Origin of the sequence: Mycobacterium sp. NPDC049093, assembly GCF_040704635.1 — a bacterium.
Classification (GTDB): Bacteria; Actinomycetota; Actinomycetes; order Mycobacteriales; family Mycobacteriaceae; genus Mycobacterium.
The window spans coordinates 388,184-400,865 of the sequence record NZ_JBEZJS010000005.1 but is presented as its reverse complement, the minus strand read 5'-3'; the positions used below and the strand labels follow the sequence as shown (position 1 = coordinate 400,865).

Genomic DNA, 12,682 nt, shown 5'->3' with positions numbered 1-12,682 from the left:
CTTTCCGTCCACACTACGACCGAACAGCCTGAATGCGCCGCCCGCAACCGTTTGGCTCATCGAGAGCTACTTATCCGGCGTATCGGGCGCGGCGCCGTCGGTAGGGTGGACCCATGCCGACCGCCACCGATCCCGCTGCGGTCAGCGGTTATGAGGCCCGCTGGGAGCAGCACAACACCGAGCGGCGCGCCCAGATCCTGCAGGCTGCGGTGGCATTGGTCGAGGAGAATCCGCCCGGCACGGAGATCTCGATGGTGCGCATCGCCGAGCGCGCCGGGGTGGCGAAGTCAGTGGTGTACCGGCAGTTCACCGGCAAGGACGAGCTTGAGCGACGCGTCCGGTCCTGGGTGTTCGACGATTTTGCCGCGGTTCTCGACACCAACCTCGATGTCTCCAACGGCTCCTTGCGCGACATCCTGACCCGCACCGTGGCGGCGGTCGCCGATTGGATGCTCGATCACCCGCGGCTCGATGACTTCGTCCGGCGCGGTCCGACGTTCGAGAGCGACGGCTCACTCGACGCGGTCAGCGAGCTGAAGCTCCGGATGACCAGGCAGTCCGAGGAGGTCATCGCCGCGATCGCCCAGACCATCGGGGTGGACGACAGCGCGTTCAAGACGGTTCCGTTCGCGGTGGTGACGATGGTGGAAGCCAGCTTGTCGGCCTGGATCCGCGGCGCGGCGCCGGAGCGGTCACGGGAAGAGGTCGTGACGCACCTGGCCGACTTCGCCTGGTACGTCCTGGACGGCGCGGCCCGCGCGAGCGGCCTGGAGATCAACCGCGACGACGAGTTCACGGCCGTGATCGCCGCGCTGACCACGCGCTAGAGCAGTCCGGCGTTGTAATCGCCGACCAGGCTCCGCACGGTTTCCTGGGCGCAGGACTTGTTGGTCCCGATGAAGCCGGTCGGCCCACGTTTGATCCAGCCGGTGACGTACACGCCCGGCGTGACCCGGCCGCCCTCGTGCGGGACCGTGGCGGTGTGCTCGTCGAACGGCAGGCCCGCAACACGCCGGCCTCGATAACCGATGGACGTCAGCACCAGACCGGCGTCGATAACCCGTTCGCGCCCACTCGATTTCACCCGCACTGATCCGTCAGCCGCGGCGACCAGCTCGTTGTGGACGAACTCCACACCGGTGGCCGCGAACCGGCCGCGGATCGTGGTCGGTGACAGCAGATATTCGAGCGCGATCCGGCGATGGCCCGCTCCGCGTGGCGCGGCGCGCAGAATCGCGGACCGCGGATCCGACCCGGACAACATCCGTAGGTCCTCGTCACGCGCGACGACGTCGACACCCGGTGTGGAGCACAGTCCGACCAGTTCGGGGACGGTGAACGCGGACTGCTCGATCCCGCGTCGCCCGACCACGACCACCTCTTCGATTGCACTGTGGCGCAGCGCTTCCAGGGCCTCAGGCGCGATGGCGGTACCCGCGAGCAGGTCCGGGTCGATCGTGAGGATGCGTGCGACGTCAAGTGCGACATTGCCGTTCCCGATCACCACGGCGCGTCGATGGAACAGATCGAAGGAGCGGCCCGCGTGTTCAGGGTGACCGTTGTACCAGGCGACGAAGTCGGTGGCTGAGGTGACGCCGGGCAGGTCGATACCGGGGATGTCGAGCGGACGGTCGGTTGAGGCACCTACGGCGTAAATGACTGCGTGGTGCTCATTCAGCAGATCGTCATGGGTGACGTCGCTGCCGACCTCGACTCCCAGACGCATCGACAGTCGGGGGTCGGCGGTGATGTGGTCGAACTGCCGGGTCACCCCGCGGGTGCGCTGGTGATCGGGGGCCACCCCGTACCGGGCCAAACCGTAGGGTTGCGTGAGTTTTTCATAGACCCGTACCTGGGCGCTGGGAATGGTCAGCACCTCTTCGGCGGCATACATCGCGGCCGGGCCCGACCCGACGATCGCCACGCGCAGGTCGCCCGCGCGCACCTGTAACGGCGGCACCACCGGCGCCAGGACCGGGCGGGGTCGGGGTGTGGCATAGAAATCGGCGTTCAGCGTGGTGAACACGTCCTCCGCGGCGATCAGCTTGGTATGCGGTTTGATCGCATCCACCGGGCATGCCGACACGCACGCGCCGCAATCGACACACTCGACCGGGTCGACGTAGAGCATCTGGGCGGTGTGGAAGTCGGGTTCGTCGGGCGTGGGGTGGATGCAGTTCACCGGGCAGGCGTAGACGCACGAGGCGTCGCTGCAGCAGGACTGCGTGATGACGTGCGGCATCAGGCGAGCGCAACCGCTTCACGGTCCGGCACGCCGCGGTAGCGGGCGGCCTCGCCGTCGATACCGCAGCGCTTCCACACCCACCGGCCGACCCGGCTCATCAACCCGAGCTCCTCACTGAGAGAACGCATCTCACCGAAGTAGCCGGACAGGATCTTGCGTGAGTGCGGGCTGCGCCAGAACGCGTCCTTGATCACCGCCCGCGGAATCCCGAACTCCTCGCCGAACGACTTCGGGGGCGCCACGATCTCATGGGCCAGCCAGCGCAGCGTCAACGGGAACGCCACACACGCGAAGGTCTTCATCCGCCACGATCGTTGCGGCATATGGGTTTTGAGGAACTCGTGCGCCCAGGAGATGTGGCGGGCCTCCTCGGCGATGTGGATCTGCATGGTGCGCAGCACCGCGGGCGGAATGTTGGCGCCCTCGCGGATCAGGCCCTTCTGGAAATGGTCGATCGGCTCTTCGCCGGCGAGGATGCCTGCCATGAACGCCGTCGGCGAGTACTGGCCGACCAGGCCGATGTACGGCGACAGCCGGCGGAACAGCGGCCGCATGCCGGGCACGTCGACGCCGGACCGGTTGACCAGCTCCTGGAACATCTGGATGTGGTTGCACTCCTCGGTCATCTCGTGCAACGCGTAACGGAACTCGGGCGAGTTGTTGGGCAGCTTCATGATGAACGCCATCAACCCGCGGATGAGGATGCTCTCGAACGCCGCGCCGACCTTGACGGAGTTGAGTGTCCGCCACCGGCCGATCTCGATCTGGCGGGCCAAAGGCTGGCGCTGGTACCAGGCGGTGGCGCCGAGCGGGTCGACGTTCGGTGACAGCACCCACCGCGGATCGTCGAGGTCGATCGCCAGATCGGGGGAGTCCCACGCGATGTCCAGATAGGGATCGAAGCGGCGGCGCACGGAGCCCTCGGACAGTGTCTGCAGCAGATCCCGGTAGTCCGCATCCAGGCGTGCGGTGTCGGGCGAGGTGGAAGCCATGGCGACAATTTACCGAGACATCGGGTCTCGGTAAATACCTGATTTGTGACGGAGTTTGCTACGGGTGGTACGGCACGCCGACCGCGCGGAACACGTATTCCGGGCCGACGTCGAAGGCCAGCGACCGACGCGGCAGTCGTGTCAGCACCTCGTCGGGGATCTCGGTTTTGTAGTGCAGTGAGAGCTTCCCGTGACCGCGCCGGTCGATCTGGGCCACGTCGGCCTGCAGGGTGAGCCCGGTCTCGGTGAGCTCGGCATGCACCGCACCGACCTGCGGGGCCGACCACGGCTGGTCGATGCTGCGGCCGGCGAGTTTGGGCAGGGTGGACATGGTGGCCAGTACCCGGTAGTTGGTGAGAACCAGTGAACCGGCGTAGCTGGCGACGCTCCCGGCCGAGCGCGTTCCCGGGATCGATCCGGTGAAACGCCTGGTCACCGGGATGTACTCGGCCAGGAAGAGGATGCCCTCGGCTTCGGCCTCTGATCGCAGACCTTCCGGCAGTCCGCCGATGTGCATCAGCTTTCGCAGGATCAGAGCCATGCTTCGACGGTAGCGCGCAAACATGGCAAATCGATGGGAGCTGGTAGAGATTATCTGGTGGGATCCCGTGCCAGATGGCTGATCGTGACCGCGGTGGCGGCCGCCGTGGTGTACGCGGCGCTGTGGATCGGCTACGCGATGCAGTGGGCCTGGCTGGCCGATGTCGATGCCGCGGGGCTGGCAGGTCCGTACCGGTACGGCTCGGCGCACCCGGGCTGGGTGACCGCGTGGGACGTGTTCTGCACCGTGCTCGGGCCGTTCGCCTTCCGGTTGCTGGCGTTGGTGCTGATCGTCATTGCGCTGGTGCGTCGCCGGTGGCGCATCGCGTGGTACCTGGTGTTGACCATCGAGCTCAGCGCGGTGACGACCGAGGTGGCCAAGTTCCTGGCCGACCGGCCGCGCCCGTCCACCGCGCTGGTCCACGCCCTGTCCACCTCGTTCCCGTCCGGGCACGCGATGGGTGTGATGGTCTCGGTGCTCGCGCTGTCGGCCCTGGCGTGGCCGACGTTGCGCCCCAACCTGCGGGGCTGGTGGGTGGCGGCCGGGGCGCTCGTCATCGTCGCGATCGGCGTGGGCCGGGTCGTGCTCAACGTCCACCATCCCTCGGATGTGGTGGCCGGCTGGGCCTTGGGCTACATGTGGTTCGTGGTGGTGTTCCTGCTGTACCCGCCGTATCCGTCGACGGTCATGGCAGTGGACGAAACACCGGTAGCGCCCGGTACCGCACGGTGAAGCTCGCCTCGCTGAGCGCCTCACCCACCTCGCCGTCATGGGCCAGTGTGGTGGGCCCGTCGACCGCGACGAACCGGAACTCCGGCACCTGAAGCTCGTGATAGAGCGGGCTGCGTTCGAGCCGGCCCAACGCGACCGCCGTCGCGATGCGCAGCCGGCTGAACCGCCGCCCGGTCTCCAGGATCCGCACGTCGATCAGACCGTCGTCGAGACGTGGCCGCTGTGATGGAGCGAACCCGGACGGGAAGTACGTCGAATTGCCCAGGAAGAACAGTTCCGTCTCAAGGGTCTTGTCGTCGTAGCTGATCCGCACCGGAGCTTCCCGGCGCAGCGTCAGGTACAGCGCGTACATCCCGGCCAGTCGCTTGCCCATCTGGTGTTCGAGCTTCTCGCGCATCCGTACGTAGTTCGGGTAGGCGCCGATGCTGGCGGTGTTGATCACCATGCGTTCCTCGTTGAGGCACACCAGGTCGACGTAGGCCGCGGCGCCGTCCTTGATCGCCGTCACGGTGCGGGCCACCGTGTCGCAGCCGATGTCCTTGGCGAAGTGGTTGAACGTCCCGCCGGGGAACACGGCGAGCGGGACCCCCGCCTCGACGGCGATGCCCGCCGCGCACGCCACCGTGCCGTCGCCGCCGCCCACTGCGAGCACGTCGACGCGGGCCGCCGTCTCGCGTAACACCGTCTCGATGTCATCGTCGTCGCCGAGTTCGACGATCTCGGTGCGCGGCAGGGCTTTGCGCACGTCGTCGACGATCCGCGCGCCCGTCCCGTCGCCGGAGGCCGGGTTGATCACCAGTGCGACGCCGGCGCCGTCCGGTCGGGGCTCGGTGCGGTATCGCAGCGGTTCGGATCGGGGAAGGGTGGCGGCCGGGATGGTCGGGACGATGCGGGCGCCGATGACCGCGATGGCGGCGCCGATGCCGAACCCGGCGAACACGTCGCCGGGATAGTGCGCACCCGTGGCCACCCGGGACAGGCCGACCAGGCCGGCCAGCAGAGCCAGCGGCAGGCCGGCGGCCGGGGATTCCAGGCCGACGGCCACCGCGAAGGCCGCCGCGCTCGCGGAGTGTCCTGACGGCAGGGAATGTGAGGTGGGCACACGTCGGGTCCGTCGGGCCAGTGGGATCACGCTTCGGTCCGGTCGTGGTCGCCGCCAGATTCGCTTGGCCACCTGATTGGTCACCAGGCTGGTCACCGCCAGGCTGACCACGCCGCGCGCGGCGCCGCGCCGCAGCGATGTGCCGCCCAGCGCGCCCATGGCGGCCGCGATGGCAAACCACAGCTTGGAGTGGTCTGCGGCCCTGGTCAGCCCGGGCATCACGGAATCCAGTAAGGGGCTCGGTGACTCGGCCACCGCCTCGAAGACCTCACGGTCCAAGGTGCCGAGGCCCTTGCCGATCGCGCGCACATCCATCCCGCCAACGTATCTGTCGCGACCGGATCGTGCTCCAAGCTTTACCGGGCCGAGAGGGGCAGCGGCGACGATGGACGGATGCGCCGTCTGCTCGCCATGCTGTGTGCCGGGGTGTTGGCTCTGGCATGCGCGCCCACGGCCGGCGCCGTCGACCCGCCCTGGTTCGCCCCCTCGGTGGGCAACGCCACCCAGGTGATTTCCGTTGTCGGAGTGGGTGGTTCGAAGGCGAAGATGGATGTCTGGCAACGCGGGCCGGCAGGCTGGCAGCCGGTAGCCGCCGGGATTCCGGCCAACATCGGCTCCAATGGCATGGCCCCGCAGACCCATGACGGGGAGATGAAGACCCCCATGGGCGTTTTCACCCTCGACTTCGCGTTCGGCACCGCCCCCAATCCCGGTGGCGGGCTGCAGTACGTCCAGGTGACACCCGACCACTGGTGGGACGGGGACATGAAGAGCCCGACCTACAACACCATGCAGGTGTGCAAGAAGGCGCAGTGCCCGTTCAACACCGACCCGGCCAGCGGCACCGAGAACCTCGACATCACCGCCTACAAACACGCCATCGTGATGGGCGTCAACAAGGCGCGGGTGCCCGGCAACGGCGGTGCGTTCTTCGTGCACACCACTGATGGCGGGCCGACCGCCGGTTGCGTGGCGATCGACGACGCCATGCTCGTCAAGATCATGCAGTGGCTACGGCCGGGCGCCGTGATCGCCGTCGCGCAATAGCTCAAAGATTCAGCGCAGCACCGGGTTCGAGATTGAAGTTGAGACCCTCCAGCGAGAGGGTGGCGTCATAGGTGCGGTCGTAGCCGGTGCTGCTGATCTTCCAGCCGTCGGCGGTGCGGCGGTAGGTGTCGTGGTAGAACGCCGAGCCGAACAGCATGAAGTTCATGCTCGGCACGATCACGCGGTCCTGGAGGTACCAGGTGGCGGTGGCGTCGTCGCCGTTGACCTCGATCTCGGGGTGTGCGACGCGATGTTCGGTGATGACCTCGGGACCCAACGAGGCCTTCATGTACTCCACCAGAGGGCCGCGCTCGGTGAAGTGCAGCGTCTTGCCCATGGACTGTCCGTAGTCGCCCGCGACGTCCTCGGTGAGGGTGTCGGCGAACTCGTCCCAGTGCTTGGTGTCGAGCGCACGCAGGTACCGGTATTTGACTTGCTTGATGTCGTCGATGTCACCCATGCCCGACATTGGAGCACACCGGCCACAGCGGGTGTGACGCTATGCCGAACGCGTGAGGTCGCGGGTGGCCGGTCCCTCGATCAGGGTGCCGTCCGGCGCGAAGCGGGACCCGTGCAGTGTGCAGTCCCAGGACTTGTCGGCGTCGTTCCAATTCACGATGCCGCCCAGGTGGGGGCACACGGGCGATACGGTGCGCTCGACTCCGTCGACGACGCTGCGTGCCTCCAGATGCCACGGCGGCCCGCTGACCACGCCGCAGTCCTCGGTGGCAGGCTTACCGATGCGGGTGACCGGAGCGATCCAGCCCTTGGCCATATTCAGCCCGACGGTCAGATTGGCCTGCACCGCGGTGGCGATGCCGGACAGTTCGTGTGGGCTCCAGCTTGCGAAGGCCTCGGCCCAGTCCATCCGACCGCCCAGGATGCGGCCCGTCAGCGCCAGTGCGGCCGCCACCCCGTTGGTCATGCCCCATTTGTCGAAACCCGTTGCCACCAAGATCTCTTCGTGCCCCGGCAGGATCGGGCCGACGTAAGGAAGGGCGTCGATGGGTGAATAGTCCTGCGCGGACCAGAAGTGCGTCTGGAGGGACCCGGGCCAGTGCTGCTTGGCCCACGACGCCAGCTCGTCGGTGGCTGCCGCGGGGTCGCTGCCGCGCCCGACTGGGTGGCCGGCGCCGCCGACGATGAGTCGCTCTCCCTCGGCAGTCGGCGCCGAACGTATTGAGCGGGTGGGGGAATCGGTCGAGATGAACATGCCGCGGGTGATATTGCCCGGCACCTGGAACGCCATGCAGTAGGAGCGGTGGGGAGTCAGTCGCGCGAAGAATCCACCGCGGTCCAGAATCGGGACGCCGGTGGCCAGTACGCAGCGATTGGCGAGTACGTCGACGTCGGTACCGGTGTTCGTCCGCACCCGCAGTTTGAGGCGGGCCCCACCGTCATGGCTGACGCGTTGCACCCTGGCGCCCTCGACCAATCGCCCTTCGCGTTCGTGCAGTTCGGCGGTCAGGCTGTCCAGGAACGGCATGGGATCGAACTGAGCCTGATCGGCCAACCGGACTCCGCCGTGGAACGGAAAGGGCACGTCGGCGTCGTCGACCCACTCGACATCCAGGCCCGCGGTCTGGCAGGCCTTCAGCTCGGCCTTGGCCTTTGCGACCCCGCGAGGTGACTGCGCGTAGGTGTAGGCGTCCTCGTGCTGCAGGCCGATCTGCCGTTGCTCGCAGTAGTCGATCAGCCACTGCTGACCTTCGAGGTTGCCCTGGGCGTACTGCCGGGCCACCTCGGGCGAATGCTTGCCCACGATGTCGGTCATCCGGGTGCCCTGCAGCAGGCTGATCTTCGCGGTGGTGTTGCCGGTCGCGCCCGCACCCGCGGTGCGCCCCTCCAGGACCAGCACATCCCGCCCGGCCCGTGCCAGTAGGACGGCGGTGACAAGGCCGGTGATCCCGGCGCCGACCACGACGACGTCTGCACTGCGCGCGGATTCCTCGTCGAGAGTGGGCACGATGCGGTGCTCGGGGCGGTCGGCAAGCCAGAGAGACGTCACGGTTGTGGCTGTACCCGCAGGTGGGGAACTCAAACGTAGGTGCGGAGGGTGCTTCTGGGCGGCGTCAGAAGCATTGATGGGTAACAGCTTTGGGTGTGGGGGTTGGAAAGCCCGGTCGATTCCTCAGTCGGGTGCAATACCCGCCCGGGCCGCTGTGGCGAGTGTGCAGGCTTTCGCGACGGGCGCTCGACGTCCGGCCCGAGAAGCTGCACGCTCGTCACAGCCGCCTGGAGAATTGTTGCCAGGTAGCCCGCCTGGCCGCCATCTGCAGTAACCATCAATGTTCCTGTGTGTCACGTGAGCGTTGCTGACGAAGTCAAAACCGCACCGGCGGAACGGGCTTCGCCGGGTCGCTGCGGAGTGTCGAGGGGCCCCGGGGCTGCAGTGCGGCTATCGTGGCGTGCGTTATGAGCGGCCCGTTGGGGTTGTCGATCGGGACCACCAACTTGGTTGCGGCGCGTGTCGGCAATCAACCTGTCAGCCGGCGTTCGGTGTTGACCTTGTCGACCGACCGGACGCCGCAGGTCGGCGTGCCCGAATCCGGTCCCGGTGTCACGCTCGGCGGATTCGTCGAACGGGTTGGCGACCCGGTTCCGCTGGTGGCGCCCGACGGCGCGTCCTATCCCGCCGACACTCTGTTGGTGGAGGCCCTCGATGCCATGGTCGAGCTGGTCGGCGGGCCTTCCGACCAGCTCGCGATCGCGGTGCCCGCGCACTGGGGTGCGCCCACCTTGCGGGCTCTGCGCAACGCGCTGCGGCACAACCCCAGCCTGTCGCGTGACGGTCGGCCCGCCCGGCTCGTTCCCGATGCCGTCGCCTCGCTGGCGGCGCTACGCGCCAACCCGGGCCTGCCGTCCAACGGCGTGGTGGCCCTGCTGGATTTCGGCGGCGGCGGCACCAGCATCACGCTGGCTGACGCCGCGGCGGCCTTCGAGCCGATCGACGAGGCCACCCGCTATCCCGATTTCTCGGGCGACCAGATCGATCAGGCGCTGCTGACCCATGTGCTCGACGGTGTCGCCCAGGCCGGCGGTATCGATCCGGCCGGCACCGCGGCGGTCGGCTCCCTGGCCCGCTTGCGCGAAGAGTGCCGTCAGGCCAAGGAACGTCTGTCGGCGGAGACCGCCACCGACCTGGTGGTCGACCTGCCCGGATATTCGGCCACGGTGCGGGTGACCCGCACCGAACTCGAGGGGCTGATGCAGGCGCCGCTCGCCGGTGCGTTGGATGCGCTGGAAAAGGCGTTGGAGCGCAACGGGATCAGCTGGCCGGCGGTGTCGGCAGTGGTGACCATCGGTGGTGGCGCCAGTATTCCGCTTGTCACCCAACAGCTTTCACAACACTCGCAGGCGCAGGTGGTGACTACTCCGCAACCGGCACTGGATGCCGCGATCGGTGCGGCGTTGTCCGCCGCCTACTCCGCAGACGCCGAGGCGCAGACGGGCGTGGCTCCTACCCTTGGCGTGGCCGCGGTGCCACCGCTGGCCGAAATGCCTGCCGGTGCAGGGGGTTCTGAGGCATCGTCGACGTTCCGGGCGCTGGCGTGGTCCGAAGACGACGCGGGCGACGACGTGGTGCCCTATACCGGCCCGGACCTGGTGGAGTCCTACGGCAGCGAGACCGCGGCGCGCCCGGCGGTGCAGTACGTTGCGCCGACGGGTCCCATCGAGCAGCCGCGTGGCGGGTGGGAGCGGTTGCCGCTGACGGTTTTCGCGGTGGCCGCGGCGCTCGTCCTGGTCGCCATCGGTGGTGTGACGTATGCGTTGACCAGTGCGACGGGTACCGCGCCGAGTTCGGAGGTCAAGCCACCCGAGCCCAAGCCGTTGCCTCCGCAGGAGGTGGCACCGAGTCCGGTCGCACCCCCGCCGCCGGTCGAGCCCCCACCGGCTCCCGAGCCCGTCACCCAGGCACCCGCGCCGCCGCCGGTCACCGTCACTCAGGCGCCTCCGCCCCCGCCTCCGCCCGTGACGGAGACGCACGTCGTCACGCAGACGACGACGCCTCCGCCGGTCACGACCACCACGACAACGACGACGACAACCACGACGCCGCCGACCACCACCACCACCACGACGACGCCGACCACGACCACCACGACGACGAACCCGATGACGACGACGTATGTCACCGTGCCGTTCGTCCCGGTGCCCATTCCGATCCAGGTGCCGAACCGTGGCGAGACGCAGCAACCCCAATACCCCTATCAGCCACAGCCGCAGTACCCCTACCAGCAGCAGCCGCAGAATCCGTTTCAGCCCTATCCCTGATGGTGTTGCTGGGCCGAAAAGTATTGTGCGCATTGTCAATACATTGAACTGACGGCGGCGCAACGTTCCGTGCCATGCGCGCGGGAAGGGGCGGCCTCGGGCGACGACTGACGGCAGGGTGGGGCAATACCCTGCCGGCCGCGTGGTTCGGCTGTACCTTCTCGGTCAAAACCGGGAGGAAAGATGAAGCGCATTCATGCCGTCGCCGTGGGCGCCACCGCCGTCATCGCCGCAGGGGTCTCGGTCGGTCCGGCCGCCGCAACTCCGGCCGAGGGAGACGTCGTGCGCACCGATCTCGGCAAAGGCACCACCACTGCGCCGATCTGGGTGTTCACCGCGGGCCAGCCCACCACGCTGCATGTGCACGGCCTGGAGCTCAAACCCGGGGCCGGCAGCGGTTGGCACACCCATCCCGGACCGGAGCAGTCGGTGATCAACGAGGGTGCCGTGGTGGTACAGACCGCGGTCGACTGTGTGCCTGCGGAGTACACCGCGGGCCAGGCGGTCGTCATTCCCGCCGGGGTGCCCCACCGGGTGAACAACGAAGGCGCCGTCGACGCCGATGTCGTCGTCACCTACACGCTGCCCGCCGACGCTCCGGTGCGGAACGACGCGCCCGCCCAATGCCTCTAGCTGGGGAAACGGGCTTGCGACCACGAAACTTTGGGCAGGGGGCGAATATCTCGGTAAGAGTTCGGTTAAGGTTCTGCTGTGCCTGAGATGGATCGTCGCAGTGTGATGTTCATGATGGGTCTGGGGGTGGCAGCGGCAGCGCTGCCGGCCGGGACGGCCAACGCCGACCCAGCCGCACCTGGTCCCGCCGCGCCCGGAGCGCCCACCCCACCGGCTGCTACCGCGGCGTCACCGACGTTCCTGTTCCAGGACGAGTTCAACGGTCCGGCCGGGTCCCCGCCCGATCCGGCGTGGTGGCATCTGGTGCCCGAGCGCGAGACCATCAAGAACCCGGTCGAGTGGGACAAGCCGTTCAACATGGGCCGCTACGTCACCGACACGGACCACGCCTTCCAGGACGGCAAGGGCAACCTGGTGATCCGCGCGACGCGCGGCCCGGGCACCACCGTCCAGGAGAAGTACGCCAGCGCCAAGGTCGTCGGAAACTGGCGCGGTGGCATCGGCACCACGTGGGAGGCCCGGGTCAAGCTCAACTGCCTGACCGACGGCGCCTGGCCCGCGTTCTGGCTCCTCAACGACGATCCCGTCCGCGGCGGCGAGGTCGACCTGGTCGAGTGGTACGGCAACCGGGACTGGCCGTCGGGCTCCACGGTGCACGCCCGGCTGGACGGCGAGTCCTTCGCCACCGACCCGCACCCCATCGACAGCGGGTGGCACACCTGGCGGATGTCATGGACGCCGCAGGGCATGTACTTCTGGAAGGACTATGCCCCGGGCATGGACCCCTTCTTCGAGGTCCCGGCAAACTCGTTGGAAGACTGGCCTTTCAATGACCCGGGCTACACCCTGGTGCCGGTGTTCAACATCGCCGTCGGCGGCTCCGGTGGTCGCGATCCGAGCGGTGGCAGCTACCCGGCCGAGATGCTGGTCGACTGGATCCGCGTCTTCCAGGGCTGAGTTTTCTTCTCGATCCTCCGCCCGCTATACCTTGCTTTGTCACGCTGGAGTGGGGGGGGGGGGGGGGTGGGGGCTGGCTACAGCGCCGCGGGCGGGTGCTGGCGCCGCGGGACCGGCGCGGGGGGGACGGTGCGCCCGCGGGGGGTGGGCGGCGGGGT

The 12,682-nt window shown here is 68.1% G+C and carries 12 protein-coding genes; 6 read left to right on the top strand and 6 right to left on the bottom strand.

The window, feature by feature from the left end; genetic code table 11:
- Positions 1 to 113 precede the first annotated feature (113 nt).
- Positions 114 to 827 (top strand): TetR/AcrR family transcriptional regulator, encoded by a 714-nt coding sequence (locus AB0876_RS22185; protein ID WP_491842068.1) that lies wholly within the window; start codon positions 114 to 116, stop codon positions 825 to 827.
- Here the strand turns inward: AB0876_RS22185 and AB0876_RS22180 are convergent.
- From AB0876_RS22180 to AB0876_RS22170, 3 genes are read right to left on the bottom strand one after another with little or no spacing between them, the layout of a single operon-like run.
- Complete coding sequence (locus AB0876_RS22180) at positions 824 to 2,242, bottom strand: FAD-dependent oxidoreductase (RefSeq protein WP_491842067.1); 1,419 nt, start codon at positions 2,240 to 2,242, stop codon at positions 824 to 826. The two genes, AB0876_RS22185 and AB0876_RS22180, sit on opposite strands and share 4 nt — an antisense overlap.
- The gene (locus AB0876_RS22175) at positions 2,242 to 3,237 is read right to left on the bottom strand and encodes a diiron oxygenase (RefSeq protein ID WP_526042953.1); all 996 of its coding nucleotides are present in this window, start codon (positions 3,235 to 3,237) and stop codon (positions 2,242 to 2,244) included. Before AB0876_RS22175 ends, AB0876_RS22180 begins: the two co-directional genes overlap by 1 nt.
- A 58-nt stretch (positions 3,238 to 3,295) precedes the next feature.
- Positions 3,296 to 3,778, bottom strand: a complete 483-nt coding sequence (locus AB0876_RS22170) for a hypothetical protein (protein WP_491842065.1) — start codon at positions 3,776 to 3,778, stop codon at positions 3,296 to 3,298.
- A gap of 57 nt (positions 3,779 to 3,835) precedes the next feature.
- On the opposite strand from AB0876_RS22170, the gene AB0876_RS22165 reads away from it, so the two are divergent.
- The gene (locus AB0876_RS22165) at positions 3,836 to 4,510 is read left to right on the top strand and encodes a phosphatase PAP2 family protein (RefSeq protein WP_526042952.1); all 675 of its coding nucleotides are present in this window, start codon (positions 3,836 to 3,838) and stop codon (positions 4,508 to 4,510) included.
- Here AB0876_RS22165 and AB0876_RS22160 read toward each other — a convergent pair.
- Positions 4,464 to 5,927 carry a bifunctional phosphatase PAP2/diacylglycerol kinase family protein gene (locus tag AB0876_RS22160; protein ID WP_526042951.1) on the bottom strand — a complete coding sequence of 488 codons (1,464 nt, stop codon included), beginning with the start codon at positions 5,925 to 5,927 and terminating at the stop codon, positions 4,464 to 4,466. The genes AB0876_RS22165 and AB0876_RS22160 overlap by 47 nt on opposite strands.
- A gap of 78 nt (positions 5,928 to 6,005) precedes the next feature.
- Between AB0876_RS22160 and AB0876_RS22155 the strand changes: the two genes are divergently transcribed.
- Positions 6,006 to 6,659 carry a L,D-transpeptidase family protein gene (locus tag AB0876_RS22155; RefSeq protein WP_169619052.1) on the top strand — a complete coding sequence of 218 codons (654 nt, stop codon included), beginning with the start codon at positions 6,006 to 6,008 and terminating at the stop codon, positions 6,657 to 6,659.
- Position 6,660: 1 nt separating this feature from the next.
- Here AB0876_RS22155 and AB0876_RS22150 read toward each other — a convergent pair whose 3' ends face one another.
- Both AB0876_RS22150 and AB0876_RS22145 read right to left on the bottom strand, forming a co-directional pair.
- Positions 6,661 to 7,119 carry a nuclear transport factor 2 family protein gene (locus AB0876_RS22150; protein ID WP_491842062.1) on the bottom strand — a complete coding sequence of 153 codons (459 nt, stop codon included), beginning with the start codon at positions 7,117 to 7,119 and terminating at the stop codon, positions 6,661 to 6,663.
- A gap of 39 nt (positions 7,120 to 7,158) precedes the next feature.
- The gene (locus tag AB0876_RS22145) at positions 7,159 to 8,667 is read right to left on the bottom strand and encodes an FAD-dependent oxidoreductase (protein ID WP_526042950.1); all 1,509 of its coding nucleotides are present in this window, start codon (positions 8,665 to 8,667) and stop codon (positions 7,159 to 7,161) included.
- A gap of 407 nt (positions 8,668 to 9,074) precedes the next feature.
- On the opposite strand from AB0876_RS22145, the gene AB0876_RS22140 reads away from it, so the two are divergent.
- The 3 genes from AB0876_RS22140 to AB0876_RS22130 all read left to right on the top strand — a co-directional run bounded on the left by AB0876_RS22140 (position 9,075) and on the right by AB0876_RS22130 (position 12,524).
- The gene (locus tag AB0876_RS22140; protein ID WP_526042949.1) at positions 9,075 to 10,934 is read left to right on the top strand and encodes an Hsp70 family protein; all 1,860 of its coding nucleotides are present in this window, start codon (positions 9,075 to 9,077) and stop codon (positions 10,932 to 10,934) included.
- A gap of 183 nt (positions 10,935 to 11,117) precedes the next feature.
- Positions 11,118 to 11,567 carry a cupin domain-containing protein gene (locus tag AB0876_RS22135; RefSeq protein WP_491842059.1) on the top strand — a complete coding sequence of 150 codons (450 nt, stop codon included), beginning with the start codon at positions 11,118 to 11,120 and terminating at the stop codon, positions 11,565 to 11,567.
- A gap of 87 nt (positions 11,568 to 11,654) precedes the next feature.
- The gene (locus tag AB0876_RS22130) at positions 11,655 to 12,524 is read left to right on the top strand and encodes a glycoside hydrolase family 16 protein (RefSeq protein WP_491842197.1); all 870 of its coding nucleotides are present in this window, start codon (positions 11,655 to 11,657) and stop codon (positions 12,522 to 12,524) included.
- Positions 12,525 to 12,682 lie beyond the last annotated feature (158 nt).

What these genes read in the sequence shown, in the direction of transcription:
- AB0876_RS22185 (WP_491842068.1), top strand. Translation starts at nt 114, where the DNA reads ATGCCGACCGCCACCGATCCCGCTGCGGTCAGCGGTTATGAGGCCCGC.
- AB0876_RS22180 (WP_491842067.1), bottom strand. Translation starts at nt 2,242, where the DNA reads ATGCCGCACGTCATCACGCAGTCCTGCTGCAGCGACGCCTCGTGCGTC.
- AB0876_RS22175 (WP_526042953.1), bottom strand. Translation starts at nt 3,237, where the DNA reads ATGGCTTCCACCTCGCCCGACACCGCACGCCTGGATGCGGACTACCGG.
- AB0876_RS22170 (WP_491842065.1), bottom strand. Translation starts at nt 3,778, where the DNA reads ATGGCTCTGATCCTGCGAAAGCTGATGCACATCGGCGGACTGCCGGAA.
- AB0876_RS22160 (WP_526042951.1), bottom strand. Translation starts at nt 5,927, where the DNA reads ATGGATGTGCGCGCGATCGGCAAGGGCCTCGGCACCTTGGACCGTGAG.
- AB0876_RS22155 (WP_169619052.1), top strand. Translation starts at nt 6,006, where the DNA reads ATGCGCCGTCTGCTCGCCATGCTGTGTGCCGGGGTGTTGGCTCTGGCA.
- AB0876_RS22150 (WP_491842062.1), bottom strand. Translation starts at nt 7,119, where the DNA reads ATGGGTGACATCGACGACATCAAGCAAGTCAAATACCGGTACCTGCGT.
- AB0876_RS22140 (WP_526042949.1), top strand. Translation starts at nt 9,075, where the DNA reads ATGAGCGGCCCGTTGGGGTTGTCGATCGGGACCACCAACTTGGTTGCG.
- AB0876_RS22135 (WP_491842059.1), top strand. Translation starts at nt 11,118, where the DNA reads ATGAAGCGCATTCATGCCGTCGCCGTGGGCGCCACCGCCGTCATCGCC.
- AB0876_RS22130 (WP_491842197.1), top strand. Translation starts at nt 11,655, where the DNA reads ATGGATCGTCGCAGTGTGATGTTCATGATGGGTCTGGGGGTGGCAGCG.